The sequence below is a fragment of the Dyadobacter crusticola DSM 16708 genome, assembly GCF_000701505.1.
GTDB classification, from domain to species: domain Bacteria; phylum Bacteroidota; class Bacteroidia; order Cytophagales; family Spirosomataceae; genus Dyadobacter; species Dyadobacter crusticola.
In genome coordinates this window covers 262,896-285,583 of record NZ_JNJB01000004.1, presented here as the reverse complement: position 1 = coordinate 285,583, position 22,688 = coordinate 262,896, and the positions used below count along the sequence as shown (strand labels likewise).

Sequence of the window (22,688 nt, the reverse complement as noted above, 5' to 3'; positions counted from 1 at the left end):
TCGTTTGGAAGCAGCCCAGCTATTGGTACTACGATTGTTTAGTCGTGCGAACCGATTTTCGAAACGGCTTTGTCGATCACGTATAGACCTGTTGCTTCTTCGCCGATCACATCAAAAAGCTCGATCGCGCGACGTGCGTTATCTTCTTCTTCAACCTGCTCGTTGACAAACCACTGCAGGAAGTTTTCAGTTGCGTAATCTTCTTCTTTGCGCGTTGCCGTGATGATGCGGTTGATTGATTGTGTCACTGCGATTTCGCTCTGTAATGCGGTTTCAAACACGTTTCTGAATGTTGGATATTCCTGCTTTACAGGTCCGATTTCAGGTGAAATAGCTGTTCCTCCAACGGTCATCAGGTAGTTGAAGATTTTCAGCATGTGTCCTCTTTCCTCGTCAGACTGTTTGAGGAAGTATTGCGCACTATATTTGAAACCGTTGCGATCACACCAGGAAGCCATTGCCAGATATTTGGCAGAAGCTTCTGCTTCCATTTTAACCTGGTTATTTAATAATATCTCTATTTCCTCTTTCAGGGAAGTTCTTTGTCTCAGTAAATCTCTCATGGTACTTGTTGCTTATTTGTTTTAATAAGTACAAATATCATGCGAAAGTTCATCAATCCAAACAGAATTTGATATTTGGAATTGGTCTAAGACAATCGTTATCAGTTATTTAGACTGATTCTGTTTCTAAGAAAAGAAGTTCGTGGAGCAGAGAATTCAGCTCAATTGCGAAGTGGGTACCGTTGACTAATTCCCTCAGTTGGATCAATTCGCAGAGGGTAAACTTGTGGTAAATGTTGAGTTGAGGAGCTTCAACAAACTCGTAGTCAGATTCGTCCGAGAGGTCGAACAGCTTGCTTTGAATATCAATGTTGTTGATAAAGCGACGGAATGCCAAAAAATCGCGGACCTTAAAAGAAGCTTGAATTTCGCCGAAATGAAGCTGGATTCGGGAGGTTAAGTCGCATTGTACGCAAAAACCTTTTGCAGTACTAAACAATTCATTGGGGGTATTCACTGACAGCAAAACAGATTGGTTCGTGAAAATTGTGCTGCAAAGATAAAGTCAAACAGCTTCCCGAGCAAGATTATCTGTAAGTAATCTAAATAAATACCCCCTTATTTTCCTTCAAATTATTTCTCAGTAGTCTTTGTCCAGTTATCGCGCAATGTTACCGTGCGATTGAACACCAGCTTTGATTCGCTACTGTCGGCATCTTTCACAAAGTAGCCTTTCCGCAGGAACTGGAATGATTCATCTTCTTTGGCGTCCAGCAATGCAGGTTCTGCGTAGCCGGTAATAATTTCCAGAGATTTTGGATTGATGAAATCCTTGAAATCGCCTTCTTCCGCTGAAACGTCCTCTACTGAAAACAGCCGGTCATATAACCTGATTTCCATTTCAACCGCGTGCTGTGCAGAAACCCAATGCAGGGTACCTTTCACATTGATACCGGTTGTATCCTGTCCGCTTTTGCTGTTCTCAATGTAGTTGCAATGCACTTCCGTAATCTCGCCCGCTTCGTTTTTGACGAAATCGGTGCATTCTACAATGTAAGCGCCTTTAAGCCTTACCATTTTGCCAGGCGCCAGACGGAAGTACTTCTTGCCCGGACTTTCCATGAAATCTTCTTTTTCAATGTAAATCTCCCGGGTGAATGGAATGTCGCGCATGCCGGTAGCAACGTCCTCAGGATTATTCTCGCTGTGGCACATTTCTGTAACTCCCTCAGGAAAGTTTGTTACAACCACTTTCAGAGGATCCAGTACTACCATTCTACGAAGTGCTTTTTTATTCAGGTCTTCGCGGACGCAAAATTCAAGCAGACCCACATCGATCATATTCTCACGACGCGCGACGCCGATACGGTCACAGAAGTCGCGGATACTTTCCGGCGTGAAGCCTCTCCTGCGCAAGCCGCTGATCGTCGGCATCCGCGGATCGTCCCAGCCGCTTACATGATTTTCGCGTACCAGTTGCAGTAATTTCCGCTTGCTGGTCACTGTATAATTCAGGTTCCGGCGCGCAAATTCGTATTGGTGCGACGGGTATATCTCCAACTGCGCTATCAGCCAGTCGTAAAGTTCACGGTGCGGAACGAATTCCAGCGTGCAGATTGAATGCGTTACCGTTTCAATGGAATCACTTTGGCCGTGCGCAAAATCGTACATCGGGTATATACACCATTTATTGCCGGTACGGTGGTGTTTCGCATGTTTGATACGGTACAAAATCGGATCGCGCATCAGCATATTGATGTGCGCCATATCAATTTTGGCACGTAAGGTCCGGCTTCCGTCGGGGAATGCGCCACTTTTCATTTGTTCAAAAAGTACAAGATTTTCCTCCACGCTGCGGCTCCGGAACGGACTATCTTTTCCTGGCTCCGTGGGTGTACCTTTCAAAGCTGCAATTTCCTCGGAAGTAGAATCGTCTACATAAGCAAGCCCTTTTTTAATGAGCTTGATAGCATATTCATAAAGCGTATCGAAGTAATCGGAAGCATAAAGTTCGTTTTCCCATTTAAACCCCATCCATTGAATGTCGCGCTTGATGCTCTCAACGTACTCAGTATCTTCTGTTACCGGATTGGTATCATCAAACCGCAGGTTAGTATAGCCTGGAAATTTATTGGTTAAACCAAAATTGAGACAAATGCTGGATGCATGCCCAATGTGCAGGTAACCATTTGGTTCCGGGGGGAAACGGGTGATAATCTGAGTATATTTTCCTGATTGCAAATCCGCCTCAACGATCTCTTCAATGAAATTCAGGTTTTTCTCTTCTTTTTTCTCTTCCGTAATCATACAATAATGAAATTATCCAATTCTCAAAGTTAACCTTCTTCCTAACAAATTCCGCAATTCAGCTTGTAAATCGCAAATCTCTGTCCTTTGACTTACTTTTGCACTATGCGCTATTTTCTCGAATTTTCTTACCTCGGAACAGCCTATAATGGCTGGCAGAAGCAAAATAACGCGCTTGGTGTCCAGCAGGTGCTGGAAGAAGCGCTTGCCAGATTATTCCGGACAACAGTCGAACTTACCGGCAGCAGCCGCACTGATACCGGCGTACATGCAGAACAACAATTCGCGCATTTTGATTTAAATAATCCCATTCCTGATCCCGATCTTTTTGTTTACAAGCTCAATGGTTTGATCCCGCGGGATATTGCTGTTAAAAATGTGTATGAAGTTGAAAGCGAGCTTAATTCCCGCTTTGCTGCCACCTTTCGTAAATACGAATACCGCATTACCAGGTTCAAAAACCCGTTTCTAACCGGACAGGCATACCTCTTGAAAGCCGATCTGGATGTGAGCCAGATGAACGAAGCCGCCGCATTGCTGCTGACACACCACGATTTTGAATGTTTCAGCAAGGTGCACACCAATGTGAATAACTTCCGCTGTACGATCACCGAAGCCGAATGGACGAGCACGCCGGATATGTTGATTTTCCACATTCAGGCCAATCGTTTTTTACGCGGGATGGTACGTGCGGTGGTGGGTACGCTGCTGGAAGTGGGTAAAGGCAAGAAAACAGTGCAGGATTTCGAAGAGGTAATACTATCCAAAAGTCGCAAAAAAGCCGGAGCGCAGGCTCCGGCGGAAGGGTTGTTTCTAACCAGGGTAGGTTACCCCGAAGGATTGTTCAAAATCAATTAGTAACGGTATCTTTTGTTGGTACATTGTTAACCAACCGGAGAATGCCAAGCGGGTTGCTGTTTTTCAGTTCGTCAGGCAAAAGCGAATCCGGCCAGTTTTGGAACGACTGCGGACGAACAAACCGTAAAATAGAATGCCGCCCGACTGACGTGAATTTCGAGTCAACTGTTGCCGGGAATGGTCCGCCGTGGTGCATGGACGGGCAAACTTCCACACCGGTAGGTACGCCATTCATAATGAACCTGCCGGAAATTTTCGCTAGTTGTCTGATCAGCGCAGGGTAGGAGGCAGCCTCAGTTTCACCCGCCATTAAAGTAGCAGTAAGCTGGCCTTTCAGGTGTGACACCGCAGCAAGCAGCTCTTCGGTGTCTTTACAAACGATAAGCAGAGAAAATGGTCCAAAAACTTCTTCGTGCAACTTCGGATTGGAAATGAATGCACTTCCGGAAACTTCCGCAATGGCAGCCTGTGCCTGGTTACCGCCTGGCGCAACATGGTCCGAGATGACTAATCTGGATACATTTGCCTGTTCAAATACCTCGTCGCGCAGCTTGTTGTAGTTCGTGTAAATTCCCGCGGTCAGCATTGTTGCGGAGGTAGTATTTGCAATCTCGTTTTTGTAAGATTCTTTGAATGCATCCAGGGCTGCCGAACTGGTCACAAAAACCAATCCGGGGTTTGTACAAAACTGACCTGCGCCGAGACTTACAGATGCAGCGAGCATTTTGCCGAGCTCCATTGCATTTTGTTCTAGATATTCTGGCAGCACTACAATAGGATTCACGCTCCCCATTTCTGCATACACCGGAATAGGATCTTCGCGTTCCTGGGCCAGCTTGTGCAATGCCATTCCGCCTTTGAAAGAGCCTGTGAAGCCGACTGCTTGGGTAGCAGGATGTTTGACCAGTGCCGCGCCGACTTCGAACCCGTCGTCATAAAGCATTGAAAATACACCTTCGGGCATATCGGTTTTCCTGGCAGCTGAAAGGATCGCCTGCGCAGTAAGTTCACTCACGCCAGGATGCGCAGGATGTGCTTTCAGAATAACCGGATTTCCTGCCGCCAAAGCGGGGCCTACATCCACACCGGCGACTGAATAGGCGAATGGAAAGTTACTGGACCCAAAAACCACAACCGGTCCGATCGGTACCAGCATTTTGCGCATATCAGGCTTTGGCACCGGAGTCCGGTCAGGTAATGCAGTATCAATGCTCGCTTCCACCCACGAGCCTTCGCGCAGTAAGTCTGCAAATTGGGTCAATTGATTGATCGTGCGCGCCCGCTCACCTTGCAACCTGGCCAGTGGCAAGCCGGTTTCCAGATGGGCGCGTTCCAGCAACTGATCTCCGAGAGCGGTTATTTCCTCTGTAATCGCGATCAGAAATGCCGCCCTGCGCTGGGCGGGAACAGCGGCATACTTGGTAAATGCTTTTTCGGCAAGTGCCATTGTTCGCGCCACTTCTGCTTCCGTGGCGCGATGAAATTCCTCATTCAGAAAAGAATCTGTCGCCGGTACGTACGATTGAAAAGTATGATCACCTTCCGCCGAAAGTGTATATCCTATGAAGTTTTTACCTTGAATATCCATTGTTGAAATAAGAATCTTGAAACTTGATAAACCCTTAAAACAGAAAAAATGTGCAAATCGCAGACCTGCACATTTTTCAATATCTACAAAATGATCTAATCTAGACTAAACGGCCGATGATATCATCAACCGATATACCTTCCGCTTCCGCTTTGAAGTTGCGGATAATGCGGTGGCGCAATACCGGCAATGCAACTGCTTTTACATCCTCTATATCCGGCGAGTATTTGCCCGACAACAGTGCATTGCATTTGGCCGCCAGGATCAGCGCCTGAGACGCCCGGGGTCCCGCGCCCCATTCGAGGTAGTCGTTTGTATCCTTTACAGCTAACCCTGCGGCTGGTCGTGTTTTATGAACCAGCTTTACGGCGTATTCAATGACATGGTCAGTAACGGGGACGCGGCGTACCAGGTGCTGGAAATCCATAATTTCCTCTGCAGTGATTACCTTTTTTACCTGGTATCTGTTGTCCGTAGTTGTATTTTTTACAATGTTCACTTCCTCCGCGTAAGAAGGATAATCCAGCTGGATCATGAACATAAAACGGTCAAGCTGTGCTTCGGGCAGCGGGTAGGTACCTTCCTGCTCGATTGGATTTTGCGTGGCCAATACAAAAAACGGCCTTTCCAGATTATGCTTGGCGCCCGCTATCGTGACCGAATATTCCTGCATTGCTTCAAGTAATGCAGATTGTGTTTTAGGCGGTGTCCGGTTGATCTCATCCGCCAGGATAATGTTTGCGAAAACCGGTCCTTTGATGAATTTGAAATTCCTGTTCTGATCCAGTGTTTCGGATCCCAGAATGTCAGAGGGCATTAAATCGGGTGTAAACTGAATCCGGTTGAAGTTCAGGTCGAGCGAAGAAGCGATGGTTTGTATCAGCAATGTTTTCGCAAGTCCAGGCACTCCCACCAGCAGACAATGCCCCTGACAGAAGATGGCAGTGAGCAGCCTTTTAACAACTTCATCCTGGCCGATAATTACATTACCAATCTCATTCCTGATCTTATCATAAGCTACTTTCATAGCTTCTGCAGCTTCTACGTCCGATGAATACTTCACAATATGCTGGATTAGATTTTTATACTCCTGAACTGCGTTAAAACGGATATTCTGCTAAAGATCATCACCGCCTGCCGCGAGTCCAAGCACTTTACAATTTTTATATTCCGGCTCAATGCTGATAAATACATCACCCTGGGCTTTTGTAAACCATTCTTCAAGTGCATTGTTCCGCTTGTTGCTCAATACAATCTGTGCCAGCTTTTCATAGTCGTCGCGCAGGTTGGCAGTATGCGGCTCCGACTTGCTCTTGTACCAAATAATACGCATTGCGCTGCTGCCATCTTCCGTACGGTAGGATACCGGCTTACTCAGATCGCCTACTTTCATGGTATCGATGGCGAAATACAAAGCCGGGTCCATTGAAGCATCTAGTGTCAGTTTGGATAAACCTGTGTTTCTGTCCTGAATCAAACCGCCGGATTCAGCACTCATTTTATCGTCAGAATTGTCCAGTGCCGCTTTTGCGAATTTCAATGTATCAATCTGGATCAGGTTTCTAAGGCTGTCCAGCGAGCGGATCGCCTGCGACATATCTGTTCCTTTGTTATAATCAGGGCGTAACAGAATGTGTCGCGCCCGATATTCTGCACCGCGCGTTTCAACCATTTTGATCAGGTGAAAACCATACTGTGATTCAATCGGCTCAGACATTTCGCCGGGTTTAAGCGCCAGGGCTGCACCTTCAAATTCCGGTACCATCGCGCCGCGCTTGGCAAAACCAAGGTCACCACCGTTTTTCGCCGATCCCAAGTCCTCCGAATAGATCTGCGCCAATGTAGCAAAGTCTTCGCCTTTTTCGGCACGTTGTTTCAGCTCTACCAACTGCTGGCGCAGTTTGTCTTTTTGTTCCCGTGTTACCGTTCCCAGTTTCACGATATGCCCGATTTCAACTTCCGAGGGAATGTAGGGAAGACTGTCTTTGGGTATGGAGTTGAAGAACTTGCGAACTTCATTAGGAGTGATTTTTACATTACCTGAAATCGTGCGCTGCATCTTTTCAACTACCTTTTGTTCCTTCACCTGCTGGCGAAGCTCGTTTTTCAGGTTGTCGATGCTTTTTCCGTAAGCTTCAACGATATTTTTTTCTGAACCGAAACGCTGGATCATGTAACCCATTTTCGCGTCCAGCTCGCCATCTACTTCCTTATCATCCACCAAAACCGAGTCGATCTCCGCTTTGGCAAGCAGCATTTTGTTGATGATCAATGATTCGAGCAACTGACATTTTTCCGGAGCAGTGCGGCCCTCGGCTTTGTACTGGTTGTACATATCTTCCAGCTCCGAGTTGAGGATGTAGTGATTGTCGACTCTCGCTATGATCTTATCGAGGCTCACTCCCTGCTGACCTTGCCCGTTGCTTTTCAAACTAATAAACAGCGCAAGGACCATGAGCAGCTGAGTGGCAATCAATTTATTTATTTTCATATGCTTAATTGTTCCTGTCGGATACGTGCGGGTTTTTTAATGTAATATGTTTTTGTAAATGCTAAAATACGCTTAACGCTTAATTTTATCTAATTCTTCTGCATTGACTTTCACCGGAAATTGCTGCTGAAGTCTTGAAACCCATTGCTTTTCCAGCTCTTTCTGGTAATCGTTGATCACGCTTCCGCGTGCCTCTGCGAATGTTTTTGGTCTCGCAGGCTCGATTTTCCGGATATTAACCCAGGTAACAGCATTTTGATCCTGGCGGGTTTGCTCGCCGGCTTCCCATTTCACTTTGGTCAGAAGCTTATTGTCGCGGGTAAAATAGCCGTCTTCAATGGTAACGGAAGCCTGAGCATCAGAATTATATACTTTTTCGACATCTTTCACAGACTGACTATAAAACTGAAATGCAACCCTTCGGTTCCGCTCTGTTTCGGCAGCTTGTCTGAAAGAACCGTAGTCTTTTTCTATGATACGCAGAATGGGGATGTTTTGTGTATTCAGATACTTAATAACATTCCTGATCCGGGCAGCAGAAGTCACTTCAGATTCCTCAGAGGAGCGGTAACCTGCAATCTCGACCACATAATCAGGGTTTTTCTGCATGATAATCGCAAGCTCCTGCAAAGCGGCAGTTTCCTGATCTTCTATTTTTGAAGATCCGGCCTGGAATAGTATTTCGGGGGATTTTCTTTCGAGTTTGTAGGGACTTACGGCGAGTGTCCTGCGGATCGCATTGACCGTTTGCGTGTCTTTGGCAGAGATGATTGTAGCCAATGCGCGGTCAGGATAGTTGTAGCGTGACTTGTTTTGTTCGTAAAAACGCATTTGCCCCGTTGAATCCGAAAGCGATCTTTGCCAAACATTTTCTTCCATCATCTGGGAAAGCAGTACACCTTCCCTGATCTCGTTCATCAAACTTCTGAACTCCGGGTTTGTCTCTTCCAGATGTGCTTTCTCGTATTCGGTCAGGCATTCAGACACGTAATCCGTATAGTATCTCCTGAAAGTCACAGCTACCGATGCGCCTTTCGGCTTGCGTACCTGACGCTTTTTGATATAGTCCAAAAACGATAATGCATCGTAAGGCTGCTGCTCAATCGTAAACAAAGTAGTAGTCGACCAGTCTTTGCTCACTGCCCTGAGGTAGTCCCATTGGCCCGTCAAGATACTGCTATCCTGCAAGGAAGCTACTTCTTTCCACTGATCCGGGAATTCCTGAACAGCGTACTTCTCTCTCAAACGTCTCGCATTTGCCGCCTCGATCAACTTTCCGCGGGAGTCAGTCACTACTTTTTTGCGGAGCGAAGGCGCCATAACGGCGAGTGTTTCTATCGGTCTTTTCTCAATCAGTCTGATAATGTGCCAGCCGTACATTGTTTGTATTGGCTTGGAATATTCGTTTGAGCGGCTGAGTGCAAATGCAGCTTCTTCGATCTCCGGTACCATTTCTCCGATCCCGAACATAGGAAGAAGACCATTGTTTCTTTTGGATTGTTTATCATCCGAATAGTTCTCAACCACATCCTGCCACTGTTCGCCTTCCTGCAAAAGTTTGTAGGCTTCTTCAATGCGCGTTTTAGCTAACTGTTTCTGGGTTGCGCTGGCTGTTGTATCTGCCTGGGTCATTATATGCGCGATCCGGATCATGCCGCGGTTCGCGCGTTTGTCTGTTACCTTGATCAGGTGGTAACCTGCTTTAGTGCGGACCGGTTGTGAAACCCGGCCAACAGAAAGATTGTAGGCTGCCGTTTCAATGGGGTACAAGGTCTGGAATGCGGTAAAGTAGCCCAGGTCACCCTTGTTTTTCTTAGCCGAAGGATCTTTTGAAAACCGCGCAGCCATATCTCCGAAGTCGGTACCTTCTTCGAGACGGCCTCTCAATGCGATAGCAGCCCGGTAAGCTTCGAGCGTATCCGCAGGAGCGGCATCTTCGGGAACGGCGATCAGGATGTGCGACGCGCGGACTTCCTGTTTCAGGCGTGTATAGGCTTCGTTAGTCAGCTTCTCTACCAGTTCTTTATCAACCAGGTGATTCTTGGCAAGCTGGTCACGGTAGGATGCAATTTGTTCTTTATAGTCCTGCACGGTGTCCCGGCCTTCCTTCTTCGCTTCCAAAACTTTGATCTTGGCGTCCGTATAGAGTGCCAGGTATTCTTTCGGAGTTAGTTCTTTGGTGGAGTCGGAAGCGTACAGATTTTTGTTGTAAGCATCCTGGTATTCGTCGAGAGAAAATTGTTCGTCGCCTATTTTCAGCAAAGGCTGATCCTGAACTGTTGTTTGTTTTGGCGGATTGGAGGTTTTACAGGAAAGTATTGTAAAAATGGAGGTTATGATAATATAGGAAGTCGCTCTAAGCATATTCTGATGATTCGTAATCTGCGGATGTCGCCGTTTTATAAAACCTGATTCGCATTCAAATATTGTAAAGCGGGCAAAGTTAGCCGCTTTCAGCTCACGACAAAAATATCGGGGTGCGGTATGTGATTTGTTCCATTCCATTTCCACGCCACACTTGTAAGGATATGGCGAATTCACCCCAGGTAACTTGCCTGTTTTGGTGTACCTGAATTATTAAAAAAGTTTATTTATTCGCCATTTTGCACTTAGGCTGGAATTGTTGTTTGTATAACTACATATACCCATTTGCAAACGTTTTCAGGCACACATTTTATGCAATTTAGGAATGGTTAAATTACAGGGCGTTATGGAGAATGTTGGGGACAATAACTTCGTTCCGATAATCAGAGCATTATGGAATGAACAGAAAAACAGGGAGCTGCTTTATTTGGAAGCATTGAAGAAAGACAGCATGGGGAATTTTCGTAAGCTGCTGAGCCAGGGGCACGTGAGTGCTGTACTGTTTCAGAAGGAGATCCGGGCCATTTATGATTATTTCAAATGCTTCCTGACGGACAAAGAACTTGGCGATACCAACCAGATTGCATCTCTTGCTTCGCTGCAATCTTTGGAAAATGCAAAAGCGCCCTGCGAAGTAGCAAGCTGCCTTAAAAAAATTGAATCTGCGACCTTGCAGCTGTACAAATCACTTCGCTCGCACCTTGACCGTGATACAGAAGCGGTACAGGTTCTAGATGAGCACCTGAGCCGGATCTCTGAATTTTATGAGGTCTTGTGCAAACTAGAAGTAAGCAGTACCGCCAGAAAGCCGGTATCTTACACTGCTGCTGCGTAATTTTTACGCTTCATACAACTCAATCGGCAGATCATCAGGATCTGCGAAAAATGTAAACTTCCTGCCGGTAAATTCATCTGTTCTTACCGGCTCAGGAAAAATTCCTTTCCCATTCAACGCTTCAATAGCAGCTTCTACATTTTCTACTGCGAAAGCAATATGCCTCAGTCCCGTCGACTCTGGACGGGATGGTCGCTTCGGAGGCTCAGGAAATGAAAACAGCTCAATGCAGTACTCGCCGTTCAGTGATAAATCGAGCTTGTAGGATTGCCGCTCAGCCCGCAGCACTTCACGCTCGATTTTAAATCCGAGAATGTCAGTGTAAAACTTTTTGGATCGCTCATAATCCGAGCAAATGATTGCGATATGGTGTATTGCCTGTAATTGAAGCATAACAGCGCTGGGAATGCGGTTTGATAGTTAAAATTGAAATATTAGATCTTAATAAAGAGCTTCTTTTTGTACATCCAGTATAATATCCACCACTCAAAGAGCAGGATTACCGTCCCGCTCACAAGCGATCTTAGTCCTTCGCCAAACAGCGAATCGTAATTTGGACTGATATGGATCCTGAAAGATTGATCGATAAAGCTATCAATAGTATGTGCGAGAATGTAAGCAGCGATTGAATTCGTTCCGATTACGAGTAAGAACAAGAATTTGGAGCTGTTGTTTTTTACATCAACAATATAGTAGAATGCAGCCAGCAGCAAAAAGCACCAGCCGCCGCTGAACAAAGTCCAGGAAGGTGTCCAGATTCTTTTCACAATGGGATTGATACCACCGAAGTTCAGGACCAATGCAAGCACAAGCAGGACAATGCCACCTACAATACATTTTTTAATAAACCAGCTTGCGGAAGGAGCAGATTTAAGCCATTTTCCTGCTACCAGACCTAGTATCATTGTTCCGAGTGTTGGTATAAAGCTCAAAGTACTGTAGCCGCCTCCATTGTAGCGAAATGCTTTTTCCCGCGGGAACAGGTTCATGAACCAGCGGTCGAAGTCCCAGGCAAAATTTGTGTTTTTGTTCCAGTGCGCTGCAAAGCCTTTCAGATGATGTTCCCAATCAGCAGTGGTTCCTGTCTCAGCCCAATCGAACCCGGGGCCAGGTACGGGATATAATGCAAAAGCGAGAAAATAAAGAAGCAGGATCGCGCCCAGAGCAGCCCATTGAATGCGCTCGGTGGTGAATGCGAGTGCAAAAAGGAATGGATAACCAAGACCAATCTGTGTTAACGTGTCTTCAAAAGTGAAGTTCGTCTGGTCTGCATGCATGGAGCGCAGGAAAATCCCTAACAGGATCAGGATCAGTGAGCGGCGAATGGTGTGGTACCACATGACCGAAGTGCTTTGCTCCCTGCTTGCGCGACTTGCAATGGAGTAGGGTAGCGCCACTCCTACCAGAAATGAAAAGGAGGGCTGGATCAAATCGTGCAATGAACAGCCGACCCAGGGAACGTGGCTCTGGTGAAATGCGAGAAACGACCAAAAGCCACTTTGAGGAAATGCTTCCGAGATTTGTTCCAAGCGCAGCACTTCGGCCATCATCAGGAACATCACAAAGCCACGGTAAGCGTCAACCGACGAGACCCGCTGTATTGGTGCAATTGGAGAATCTTTCAAGACATAAGGGATTAGGGTTGAAATATAAAGAAAAAACCCCGCTGGATTTACCTGGCGGGGTTTTCACAACAAGAAACCACTTGTTATACATTCATTTTCTTCAACTCCTTCACTGCATGATCGGCAGCTCTCGCGGTCATCGCCATGTAAGTAAGCGACGGGTTCACGCAAGAAGCCGATGTCATAAATGCGCCGTCGGTAACATATACGTTTTCTGCACCCCAGATCTGGTTATGCTTGTTGAGTACCGAGGTTTTCGGATCGTTACCCATTCTCGCAGTTCCCATTTCATGAATTCCGATTCCCGGGTGCTTTGATTCATCGTTGTAAGGAACAACGTTCTTCAAGCCGGCTGCTTCCAGCATTTCGGCAGCGTCGTTCATCATATCTTTGCGCATTTTGGATTCGTTCTCTCCGTATGCTGCGTCAAAAACAATAATTGGAAGTCCCCATTTGTCTTTTTTGGTCGGGTGCAATGTGAACCTGTTCTTTTCATTCGGGATCATTTCTCCAAATCCTCCGAGGTTCATGCTCCAAGCGCCCGGTTCTGATAAGCTCTTTTTGAAATCAGCACCGAAGCCATCCGTATTCACGCCACGGCCCCAGCTCTCGCGGCTAGCGCCTCCCTGATAACCGAAGCCCCTGATGTAATCACGTTTATCGTCTCCCCAGTTCCGGTAGCGTGGAATGTAAATTCCGTTTGCCCGGCGACCGAAGTAGTATTTGTCCTCAAAGCCCGGCATATCTCCGCGCGCGCCCACGGCAAGGTGGTGGTCCATGATATTCCTCCCCAGCTGGTCGCTTTCGTTCCCAAGTCCATTCGGGAAACGTTTTGATTTGGAGTTCATCAAAATGGAAGCCGAGGCAATCGCAGAAGCATTCAAAAATATGATCTTGGCGAAGTATTCTTTGGTTTCAAGGGTATTCTGATCGATTACCCTCACACCGGTAACTTTGCCCAGCTTGTCATCAAAAATCACCTCCGAAACAATGGAGTCAGGTATCAGGGTAAGGTTACCCGTTTTCTGTGCAGCAGGTAGAGTAGCCGACTGCGTACTGAAATAAGCTCCGTAAGGACAGCCACGCATACACATGTTCCGGAACTGGCATGCGGCCCGGCCAAGCTCTGTGTGGAAGTTCTGAGGCTGGGTAAGGTGCGCAGCGCGGCCCATGATGATGTGGCGCCCCGCAAATTTCTTCTCCACCTCGCCTTTTACGTGTTTTTCAACACAGTTCATTTGCATGGGCGGCAGGAAGTTTCCGTCCGGCAATACATCCAGTCCATCCCGAGCACCGCTGATCCCTGCGAATTTCTCTACGTAATCATACCACGGAGCTATATCCGAGTAGCGGATTGGCCAGTCAACGGAGATACCGTCTTTTGCATTTGCTTCAAAATCCATTGGATTGAGGCGGTAGCTTTGACGGCCCCACAATAGCGAGCGGCCCCCCACGTGGTATGCACGGATCCAGTCGAACTTGCGTGTTTCTTCGTACGGGTTTTCTTTATCGTTTTCAAAAAGGTACCGGTGCTCTTCGTTGGCTGTGTAGCCTGTCCTCATTCCGGCCCAGTACTCTTCTTTTGCTACGGTAGTTACCCTGCCGCGGTGTTCCAGTTCCCAGGGAGCAAGCGTGGCAGTTTTGTAATCTGTAATATGTTTAATATCCCGGCCTCTTTCCAGCATCACAACCTTCAATCCTTTCTCTGTCAGTTCCTTTGCTGCCCATCCGCCGCTTATTCCCGAGCCTACCACTATGGCATCATATGTGGCCTGCTTTGTTGCTTTTAAGTTTAGATTCATGTGAATATGTCAATATCAAATTTTGGAAAAGGCACGCGTGCCTGTATTCATTTTCCTTGGATTACATTGCCCAGTTCTTCTGTCCGGGTTTTAGATCAATGCAGCCGTCATATCTTCCTGGCACCGCCACGTATTCCAGCGCCATTGTTGCGCCCGGCTCGGACGTGAAGTAGCCTAGTAAGGTGAGTTCTTTCATAAGCCGGAAGAATGGTACACCTGCATCACTATACTCCTTGCCTGCTTCCGTGTATTTCTTCTTCTCTTCCGGGGTTCTTTCATCGGCTTTCTTGTCAGCAGCTGCGAGCTCTTCTTTGGCAGACTTCTCCATTTCAGTCAGGATCGCAGTTTGCTCTGCAGGGGAAGCTTTCATGAAGTCTTTCTTTTCTAATTGTTCAAGACCTTTATTGAAGCTTTCCTGATCATTTGCAGCGTAGCAGTCTTTCAGCATTTTTTCGATGAATTCGCCCACTTTCGCGTCCTTTGCACCCGGAGTATCAGTTTTAGGAATGATTATTTCAGCAACTTCAGACACGAGTGCCTGCCTGTCGGGAGAAAACGGAAAAGTAAGTGCAGAAGAAGTTTCGTTGGCCGATTTACATCCTTCGAGAAAAGCTATCAGGGTTGGAGCCGAGAGTGTTCCACCCATCAGGAGCGCCACCCGGCTAAGGGCATCACGTCTATTCATTTGATTTACTTAAATGTGAGTTAACAATCCAAAATGTAATAATACATTTGATTAATGCAATTTTAAACAATCCGACTAAATTAGGAAATATTCTAAAATCAAGCTTGTTAGAACAATTCTATATTGCAAAACAGGCTGGTAGAATACTGATTTACACTGTTTTTAGTGCGATTAAAAAACAATTAAACTTTCCAGTGAAGAGCCGAAACGATTAAATGCCTGATAAAAACGGTTTAAAGTACCATTAAATTGCAGCCGCGGATATCAGAATTGTCAAATCGTCCCATTACATTAAACCTGCCTGCTGACTCCTCAAACCGCCCCAAATCCTGTGTTTCAATGAAAGAGCAGGTATCCAGATTCGCAAGGTCAATAACATTGATACCGCCGGTTTTCGAAATCCCTACATTGTGATCATAAATAGCAAAAGGGTCGTTGATATCCCTGAGCAGAATGCGCATCGTGCGCCCGGGTTCAAAGGAGCCGTTACCACTTGAATACCCTTGCGAAAGCAGCTCGGTCATTCCATATTCAGAATGAATGTTGTCAACGGCAAAACCTCGCTTAAGTACATCGTGCACTTCCTCCCGCAGCATTTCACGGCGCCGGCCTTTCATCCCTCCGGTGTCCATGACGATTACTTTATCGCTTTTTCCTATAAATTGAAGGTCGAAGCTACCCTCCGCCAGATCCAGCAGCGCGAATGTTACTCCGAGCAGGAGAATGCGTTTCTTATCTTCTGCATTGATCAGATTTCGAAGTACTTGCAGCATTTCTGCTATATTGTTCAGGTAAAATCCGGAGTAAGGTGAGCCGCTTTTCTCAATAAAATGTTGCATCATATACACGAGCGAAGAATTGTTTCGTTCAAGGTATGATGGTAACAGGGCGAGGATGTGGAACTGGTTCAGGTCACGATAGTTATCCTGAAAAATTTGTTCAGACACAACTTTGTAAAGTTCCTCGTCGTACAATGCATGGCGGCTTGTCTGCTGACCGGTGGTACCACTGCTTTGAAACGTAATCTTTGCTTCGGATACCAACCCTGTGCGGACAATGTGTGTCTTAAAAAATTGGATGGGCAGGAATGGGATTTTGGTCAGCTCATTTACCTCGTCAACGCGAATGTTCAGTAGCTTGACGTACTGGCTGTAAACAGGATTGTAAAGTGCCTGGTAACGGAATACCTGCAACGCAAGCTGCTCAAAATCTGAGGGTTTCAAATGCAGAATTTGTTGTCTCAGACCATGCCTGATTTCGGCAACCGTTTTATTGTTTTGAATTTCCAATACTGTTACTTTCGTAGGATACAAGTACAAAGTTAAAAATTGAAGTAATATGAAACTGAAAGTTTCCCTGTTCCTCTTACTTGCTGTTTGGTTTGCCGGCTGCGTTGAAATACCTGACTTTAACGATACCCCGGTCATTTATTTTAACGGGATAACCCAGGACACGCAGATCGACACTGTGTCCGGAAGGGAGCAGAAAACCGAGGTTGTAACCATAACCGTGGACTTCGAAGATGGCGACGGCGATTTGGGTGCATCTTCCGACGACGTGCAGAAAACCGATTTCACCTCGGCCTACGTGAAGGTACCGGGCTGGGGAATGCCTGCCAATTACGAGCTTGTGACAATGGTGCAGAACAGGGACAGCAGCTGGTCCGAGACGGTTATGGAAGGAGATAGTTTCAAATTCTTCCCACTATTGAAACCAGATGGAAAGCCGGGCCCGATTAAAGGTAAGCTGGATCTCAGAATACCTTTTCGCTATCTTGGAAGCGCATTGCCGACGAAGGTACGCTTCAAAGTAAGGATCATTGATCGCGCTTTCCACATTAGTAACCAGCTGGAAATTAAACCGGAAGATGCAGTAACCGTTCCGGTTTACCGATAGAGATCAGACACGATATCTTGATTACAAACGCCGGCTTACTCGATGATGCTGGCGTTTAATATGATACGGAATGTAGTTCCCTTGCCTATCTCGGAACTTTTCACGAAAAGCTTACCCGAGTGATAGTTTTCAATGATGCGTTTGGCAAGTGTTAATCCTAATCCCCAGCCACGTTTTTTTGTACTGAATCCCGGATTGAAAATCTTGCTCATATTCGCTTTGCTCATTCCTTTGCCGGTATCGGCGATATCAATCCAAATTTCGTTATTATTAGGCGGAGCCTGCAGGCTCACATTGATTTCCCCGATCCCGCCCATTGCATCCACTGCATTCTTGCAAATATTTTCCACAACCCATTCAAACAGGTTTTTGTTTAAAAGCGCAGTTTGCTCCTTCGCAAGCTGGTTGTCTACCGTGAATTTTACCTTGGAAGAAACCCTTTTTTCGAGATAGTTGACGAAGTTGGAAACAATTTCCGCAATCGGCTCGTCTTTCAATGTGGGAACAGATCCAATGTTCGAGAAGCGCGTCGTAATCATTTCCAGCCTGATCACATCCTTTTCAATTTCTTCCGCAATGGAAGGATCAATCGACGGATCGCTCCTGAAGTACTCTACCCAGGCCATCAGCGACGACAGCGGCGTTCCCAGCTGATGTGCCGTTTCTTTCGCTAGTCCAACCCAAACGCGGTTCTGCTCCGCTTTTCTCGCCGAGCTGAATGCCAGATAGGCGAGATAGCCGATCAGCAGCATGACAGAAAGCTGTAAAAATGGGTAATAACGCAGCTGCGTCAGCAAAAAAGAGTTACTGTAATAAATGTAGCCGGTGCGCCCTTTCCCAAGTTCGACGGGAATGGGAGGGTGTTCGAGTTTCATGACGCTCAGCTTGTCCTGAATAATCCTTTCCCGCTCCCGCAAGCTCATGTTTTTGGGGAAGTCGATATTCATGGTGCGGTCTGGCGAAGTCAGGTTGTTCTCGTCCAGATAAATGGCGGGGATCTGGTAAAAGTTGACAGCATCCTGGATAACCTGATAAACTACATTGAAATTTTCGTCCAGCGGACTGTTTACCACGTACCTCAATGCTTCTGCATAAAGTTGCACCTCACGCTCTTCGCGCTGTTCAAGTTCTTCCACCAGTTCATTGGTGTAAAACAAAGAACTGATGCTCAAAACCAACAATATGACGCCGATCAGGTATTTGTATGTGCTCTTTTGATCGTACGTATCCATCAGGGACCGCCTAAGTCGCTGACTGTTCAGTATAGCTGAGGGATGCAGCCGGAAACGGGGTTTTTTCTTGATATTTGGACTGATCATTCAGTGATCGGGCACGCGCAGCCGGATATTTATGTTGTGGTGTACAAATAACGCAAAATAATCAAGCTTAGTGGATTCATCGGCCGCAATGTTACGCCTCTGAGTCAGTTGAAAAGCTGATTTTAATCATGTTTTTTGCCTGGAAACCGGGGTTACTTGCATAAGATTTCAGGCAATTATTTAAATACTTTCTAAATAAACTGTCGGCGATCCTTTCGTTTTTCAATTGAAGTTTTGCGCCGTACTTTTGTGTATTGAATTAGACAAAGTGATGTATAATCAGTTCAAATTAATAAGTTTATCACATCGGAACGCTCCTCTCGCTATTAGGGAACAGCTGGCACTGAACGAGGCGGAAGCGAAGAGTATCATGCTTCGTCTAAAGGATTTCTTCGATGTTTCCGACGTCTTGGCTGTCTCCACCTGTAACCGCACCGAAATTTATTATTCTTCCCAAACCGATCTGAATGAGGACATTATCAAGCTCCTTCTGATTGAAAAAGGAATTACTGATACTGAAATTTTCAAATCTTATTTTGAAAGTTTTTCCGACGGAGAGCAGGCAGTTTATCATTTATTTCAGGTTGCTACCGGCTTACAATCGCAGGTAGTAGGGGATATGCAAATCCCGAACCAGATCAAGCACGCATATCAATGGTCTGCCGACCTGAATATGGCAGGGCCGTTTTTACACAGGTTACTTCACACGATCTTTTTTGCAAACAAACGTGTAGCGCAGGAGACTTTCTTCCGGGACGGAGCAGCTTCGGTTTCCTATGCAGCTGTTGAAATGCTGGAAGGTTTAATGCCTAATCCGAAGATACTGGTTGTGGGTTTGGGTGAGATCGGAACAGACGTTTGCAGGAACCTGGCTCAGAGCAAGGACCCTGATATCACATTGGTAAACCGGACCAGAAGTAGAGCCGAAGCATTGGGTAGCGAACTGGGTTTCAGGGTTGCAGATTTTTCGGACATAGAAGCTGAAATTTCGAGAGCGGACATCATCGTCTCCTCAATTTCACGTAACGAGCCGTTTTTTACAAAAGAAATGATGGTCCGTTTGCGCGGCATGTCATTCAAATATTTCATTGATCTTTCAGTTCCAAGAAGCGTTTCCCCGGAAGTAGAAGAGATTCCCGGTGTAATGCTCTATACCATTGATTCAATCCGTTCCAAAGCGGACGAAGCTTTGCACCGCCGCCTGTCTGCTGTGCCACACGTCCGGGAGATCATCGATGAGGCAGTAATCGAGTTCAACGACTGGTCACGCGAAATGGTTGTTTCTCCTACTATTCAAAAGCTGAAAGGTGCATTGGAGCAGATCAGGAAAGAAGAACTAACGCGTTTTACTAAAAGTTTGAGCGATTCGGAACTGGAAAAAGTGGAAAGGATTACATCCAGTATGATGCAGAAAATCTTAAAGCTGCCGGTACTCCAATTAAAGGCTGCTTGCAAAAGAGGCGAAGCCGAAACGCTGATCGACGTGCTGAATGACCTCTTTAATCTCGAAAAAGTGAAATCGGATCATTGATCCTATATCTGGCAAACAAAAAACTCCCGGAACCTTCGTCCGGGAGTTTTTTTGTTTGCTGGCCTAAAATAAAGAGAGGGTGACACTGTCACCCTCTCTATGTATTACCTTACCCTCCACAATAATTAATTGTATCCTTTGATCCGCTGTTCAGTACAGCATTGTCAGCAATTTGAGTGATTTAACCAGAATCCCACACACATTCAACAGCTCATTCCAGTCAATTCACAACTATTTACGACAAGGATTATTCTGTAGATCATTGAGGAGAAAAAATTTTTGGATTTTTTTCACTTTTTTCCTGACCGCTTAATCGGGCGACCATATTTCTGCATTTTCTCTTTTGCGTGATCGCGGCGGACGTTCACCTTCTTGTTCTTCGCAAGCTTTTCATGGAATGCCGGTCCAACATTCTCGTTTCTCGGATTTTTAACAAGAATGTCCTTCATGAAAACCTTGGGCTCTTCATCAGGAGTCAGTATCTCCGAAATTTTGAGTTTTTCCGGCAGCGGAAGCATTGGTATCTTGAACTCCATCAAAGCTTCTATTTCCTCCTGAAACGGCTTTTCACGCTCAGAGATGAATGAGATAGCAACACCTTTTCTGTCAGCACGTCCTGTTCTTCCGATCCGGTGAATGTAGTTTTCAGGAGCTTCGGGAATATCAAAATTAAAGACGTGCGACACCTCGGCCACGTCAATTCCGCGCGCGACAATGTCTGTTGCGATCAGGATGCGGTAATTACCCTCATGAAATTGCCGCATTGTATTAAAGCGGTGATTTTGCTCCTTATTCGAATGGATAACCCCGATTTTATTCAGATATCCCAATTCAAGTTGTCCGTAAAGCTGATCAGCCAGCTTTTTTGTCGCGACAAAAATCAGAACCTTGCTCATTTCCTCGTGCTCTTCCAGCAGCAGATCCAGCAGGTTTACTTTTGTGTAAAAGTTGGGAACTTCGTAGGCTTGCTGTTCGATATTATCCAGCGGAGTACCTGCGGGAGCAGCTTCCACGCGGACAGGACTGTTGAAGTATGTTTCCATGAGCTGCTCCACATCCGGCGACAATGTCGCGGAGAAAAGAAGATTCTGCCTCCTTTGCGGCAACAGGTCCAGAATATTTTTGAGCTGCGTGCGAAAACCCAGGTTCAGCATTTCATCAACTTCGTCGATGACGAGCTTTTTAATATTCTTAGTTTTAAGAGCGCCATTCAACGCAAGGTCAAACAAGCGCCCCGGCGTAGCAACCACCACATCTGCCCCATTGTGCAGTTCTGCCATTTGTACTTTGATATTCCCGCCTCCGTAAACGCCCACAACTTCAAGGGTGAGGTAAGCGCTTAATTTCTTCACTTCTTCCACTACCTGCACCACGAGCTCCCTGGTAGGTACCAGTATCAGCAGCTGCGGCAGTCTGTCTTTGGAATACTCAATCTGGCGAAGTGTGGGTAGCAGATAAGCAACCGTTTTTCCGGTACCTGTCTGCGCGATGCCACAAACGTCTTTTCCGGACATCATCACGGGAAATACCTTGTGCTGAATGGTTGTAGGAGTGGTATAGCCCGCATCAGCAACTGCCTTTAATAGCGGCTTTGTGAGGTTTAAATCTTCAAATGTCATCATGCAATTCAAATTGAACTGCAAAGTTACGCCTTAATCTGTGTTATGCGGCGGATTAGCAGTTACACTGCCTCGGTTTGTATACCGCCAGGCCCACCAGATCAGTACAAATTGCAGCGGAAGCCGCAGTAATGCGATCCACAAATGACTGTTTTGTTGATGATAGTAGTCCGTTGCCATTTTGATGTTGGCCGGGAAAACAGCAATCAGCAACAGAATAATCAGCCAGGCAGCCGCATTTCGTGTTGTCGCATTCAAAAGCATTGTCCCGAATGCGATTTCACAAATACCGCTGATGTACACGATCGCGAGTGGTGCTGGCAGGAAGTCCGGAACGATGCCGAGGAACAGCTCTGCTTTAACAAAATGCAGGACACCGGCAAAGATGTAAACTAAGGCCATGACGTAAAGGGAGAAGTTCCTGACTCTCATATATATCAAAGTTAGGCGGCGTTTTCCGTGGTACCACTTTTCTCCGGGTATCCCGATTCGGGAAGGTGTGCTCACATCGGCGCTGATAAACAAATAAAGGGCAGACTCAGCTGAGTTGCCCTTATTCCTTCTAAAATAGTGTGCTTTTTACGTGATAATAGTGTGCTTACTATCGAATCAGTGTGCTTACCGGGTTCTCAGGCGACCAGTGTTCCTGTCGTAAGTTCCCAACGGGAAACTCAGGCCGGCATTAATGCCCCAGTTATTGTTTTTTATGTTTGAATTGTCCAGCCTGGTGATATCCAGTAGTCCGAATCCATAGCGTGCGTCAAAGTTCAGCCAGATTTTTTCTGCCAATCTGATGTTAAGTCCTGCGCCTACTGCACCACCCAGGTCGAAGACGCTGTAATTCCGGTTATTGGAATCACCATTGATATTGTTTCCGTTTTTGTCACGGGCCGAGGTCATGAAATTGAGGGTAGGGCCCAGGAAAATTTTCGGTCTTACTACGTCGCCGTACTTTCCAAAGAAGAAAGTTGCCAGCAATGGAGCTTGAATGTAGTTAAGATTAATTTCGTTGCGCTTGCTGTCCGTCTGCGCACCAAGTTGTGTGAAAAGCAACTGCCCGCTAAAACCAAATCCAGTTTTAGAACTGTAATTGTAAAAACCACCAATAGTCAGGCCGGGTTTCCAGTTTGTGTTTGATATATCACCGCGAAGGTTAGCAATGGAAACTCCTGCCATGGGTCCGATAGAAACGTTTTCCTGAGCTTGTGCCTGTTGGGTACAAATGAATGCAGCCAGTAGCAGAATAATACAATTTTTCATATGAA

General features: G+C 46.2%; 20 protein-coding genes. 4 read left to right on the top strand and 16 right to left on the bottom strand.

What is annotated here, in order from left to right:
• Positions 1 to 38 precede the first annotated feature (38 nt).
• The 3 genes from Q369_RS0104775 to Q369_RS0104765 all read right to left on the bottom strand — a co-directional run bounded on the left by Q369_RS0104775 (position 39) and on the right by Q369_RS0104765 (position 2,810).
• Positions 39 to 563, bottom strand: coding sequence for a ferritin (locus tag Q369_RS0104775; RefSeq protein ID WP_031526668.1), 525 nt, complete (start codon positions 561 to 563; stop codon positions 39 to 41).
• 109 nt (positions 564 to 672) lie between these two features.
• Positions 673 to 1,020, bottom strand: a complete 348-nt coding sequence (locus Q369_RS29745) for a DUF6686 family protein (protein WP_310588966.1) — start codon at positions 1,018 to 1,020, stop codon at positions 673 to 675.
• A gap of 116 nt (positions 1,021 to 1,136) precedes the next feature.
• On the bottom strand, positions 1,137 to 2,810 hold the full coding sequence (locus tag Q369_RS0104765; RefSeq protein WP_031526666.1) for a glutamine--tRNA ligase/YqeY domain fusion protein: 1,674 nt from the start codon (positions 2,808 to 2,810) through the stop codon (positions 1,137 to 1,139).
• Positions 2,811 to 2,915: 105 nt separating this feature from the next.
• On the opposite strand from Q369_RS0104765, the gene truA reads away from it, so the two are divergent.
• The gene (gene truA, locus Q369_RS0104760) at positions 2,916 to 3,668 is read left to right on the top strand and encodes a tRNA pseudouridine(38-40) synthase TruA (protein WP_031526665.1); all 753 of its coding nucleotides are present in this window, start codon (positions 2,916 to 2,918) and stop codon (positions 3,666 to 3,668) included.
• On the opposite strand, the gene Q369_RS0104755 is transcribed toward truA, so the two are convergent.
• The 4 genes from Q369_RS0104755 to Q369_RS0104740 form a co-directional block, all read right to left on the bottom strand.
• On the bottom strand, positions 3,661 to 5,256 hold the full coding sequence (locus Q369_RS0104755) for an aldehyde dehydrogenase (NADP(+)) (protein WP_035332992.1): 1,596 nt from the start codon (positions 5,254 to 5,256) through the stop codon (positions 3,661 to 3,663). The two genes, truA and Q369_RS0104755, sit on opposite strands and share 8 nt — an antisense overlap.
• A gap of 100 nt (positions 5,257 to 5,356) precedes the next feature.
• The gene (locus Q369_RS0104750; protein ID WP_031526663.1) at positions 5,357 to 6,319 is read right to left on the bottom strand and encodes an AAA family ATPase; all 963 of its coding nucleotides are present in this window, start codon (positions 6,317 to 6,319) and stop codon (positions 5,357 to 5,359) included.
• A 54-nt stretch (positions 6,320 to 6,373) separates the two neighbouring features.
• The gene (locus Q369_RS0104745; protein ID WP_205624301.1) at positions 6,374 to 7,747 is read right to left on the bottom strand and encodes a peptidylprolyl isomerase; all 1,374 of its coding nucleotides are present in this window, start codon (positions 7,745 to 7,747) and stop codon (positions 6,374 to 6,376) included.
• A 72-nt stretch (positions 7,748 to 7,819) separates the two neighbouring features.
• A complete protein-coding gene (locus Q369_RS0104740) occupies positions 7,820 to 10,111 on the bottom strand; it encodes a peptidylprolyl isomerase (protein ID WP_031526661.1) in 2,292 nt (763 codons plus the stop codon).
• 325 nt (positions 10,112 to 10,436) lie between these two features.
• Here Q369_RS0104740 and Q369_RS0104735 point away from each other — a divergent pair, with 325 nt between their 5' ends.
• Entirely contained in the window at positions 10,437 to 10,946 is a 510-nt protein-coding gene (locus Q369_RS0104735; protein WP_229206731.1) for a hypothetical protein, read from the top strand.
• A 3-nt stretch (positions 10,947 to 10,949) separates the two neighbouring features.
• On the opposite strand, the gene gloA2 is transcribed toward Q369_RS0104735, so the two are convergent.
• From gloA2 to Q369_RS0104710, 5 genes are all read right to left on the bottom strand, one after another.
• The gene (gene gloA2, locus Q369_RS0104730; RefSeq protein WP_031526659.1) at positions 10,950 to 11,339 is read right to left on the bottom strand and encodes an SMU1112c/YaeR family gloxylase I-like metalloprotein; all 390 of its coding nucleotides are present in this window, start codon (positions 11,337 to 11,339) and stop codon (positions 10,950 to 10,952) included.
• 41 nt (positions 11,340 to 11,380) lie between these two features.
• Positions 11,381 to 12,571: an acyltransferase family protein gene (locus tag Q369_RS0104725; protein WP_262485480.1), complete on the bottom strand. Its 1,191-nt coding sequence runs from the start codon at positions 12,569 to 12,571 to the stop codon at positions 11,381 to 11,383.
• A gap of 83 nt (positions 12,572 to 12,654) precedes the next feature.
• Positions 12,655 to 14,373 carry a GMC family oxidoreductase gene (locus tag Q369_RS0104720; RefSeq protein ID WP_031526657.1) on the bottom strand — a complete coding sequence of 573 codons (1,719 nt, stop codon included), beginning with the start codon at positions 14,371 to 14,373 and terminating at the stop codon, positions 12,655 to 12,657.
• Positions 14,374 to 14,434: 61 nt separating this feature from the next.
• Complete coding sequence (locus Q369_RS0104715) at positions 14,435 to 15,058, bottom strand: gluconate 2-dehydrogenase subunit 3 family protein (RefSeq protein WP_031526656.1); 624 nt, start codon at positions 15,056 to 15,058, stop codon at positions 14,435 to 14,437.
• 233 nt (positions 15,059 to 15,291) lie between these two features.
• Positions 15,292 to 16,347 (bottom strand): LuxE/PaaK family acyltransferase, encoded by a 1,056-nt coding sequence (locus Q369_RS0104710; protein ID WP_031526655.1) that lies wholly within the window; start codon positions 16,345 to 16,347, stop codon positions 15,292 to 15,294.
• Positions 16,348 to 16,396: 49 nt separating this feature from the next.
• Between Q369_RS0104710 and Q369_RS0104705 the strand changes: the two genes are divergently transcribed.
• Positions 16,397 to 16,954 (top strand): hypothetical protein, encoded by a 558-nt coding sequence (locus Q369_RS0104705; RefSeq protein ID WP_031526654.1) that lies wholly within the window; start codon positions 16,397 to 16,399, stop codon positions 16,952 to 16,954.
• Between the two features lie 35 nt (positions 16,955 to 16,989).
• On the opposite strand, the gene Q369_RS0104700 is transcribed toward Q369_RS0104705, so the two are convergent.
• Positions 16,990 to 18,273, bottom strand: a complete 1,284-nt coding sequence (locus tag Q369_RS0104700) for a sensor histidine kinase (protein WP_031526653.1) — start codon at positions 18,271 to 18,273, stop codon at positions 16,990 to 16,992.
• Positions 18,274 to 18,544: 271 nt separating this feature from the next.
• Here Q369_RS0104700 and hemA point away from each other — a divergent pair, with 271 nt between their 5' ends.
• The gene (gene hemA, locus Q369_RS0104695) at positions 18,545 to 19,804 is read left to right on the top strand and encodes a glutamyl-tRNA reductase (protein ID WP_031526652.1); all 1,260 of its coding nucleotides are present in this window, start codon (positions 18,545 to 18,547) and stop codon (positions 19,802 to 19,804) included.
• 290 nt (positions 19,805 to 20,094) lie between these two features.
• Here the strand turns inward: hemA and Q369_RS0104690 are convergent, their stop codons facing one another.
• The 3 genes from Q369_RS0104690 to Q369_RS0104680 form a co-directional block, all read right to left on the bottom strand.
• Positions 20,095 to 21,423 carry a DEAD/DEAH box helicase gene (locus Q369_RS0104690; RefSeq protein ID WP_031526651.1) on the bottom strand — a complete coding sequence of 443 codons (1,329 nt, stop codon included), beginning with the start codon at positions 21,421 to 21,423 and terminating at the stop codon, positions 20,095 to 20,097.
• Positions 21,424 to 21,456: 33 nt separating this feature from the next.
• The gene (locus Q369_RS0104685; protein ID WP_051663917.1) at positions 21,457 to 21,855 is read right to left on the bottom strand and encodes a DoxX family protein; all 399 of its coding nucleotides are present in this window, start codon (positions 21,853 to 21,855) and stop codon (positions 21,457 to 21,459) included.
• Between the two features lie 186 nt (positions 21,856 to 22,041).
• Complete coding sequence (locus Q369_RS0104680; RefSeq protein WP_031526649.1) at positions 22,042 to 22,683, bottom strand: porin family protein; 642 nt, start codon at positions 22,681 to 22,683, stop codon at positions 22,042 to 22,044.
• Between the last annotated feature and the right edge of the window lie 5 nt (positions 22,684 to 22,688).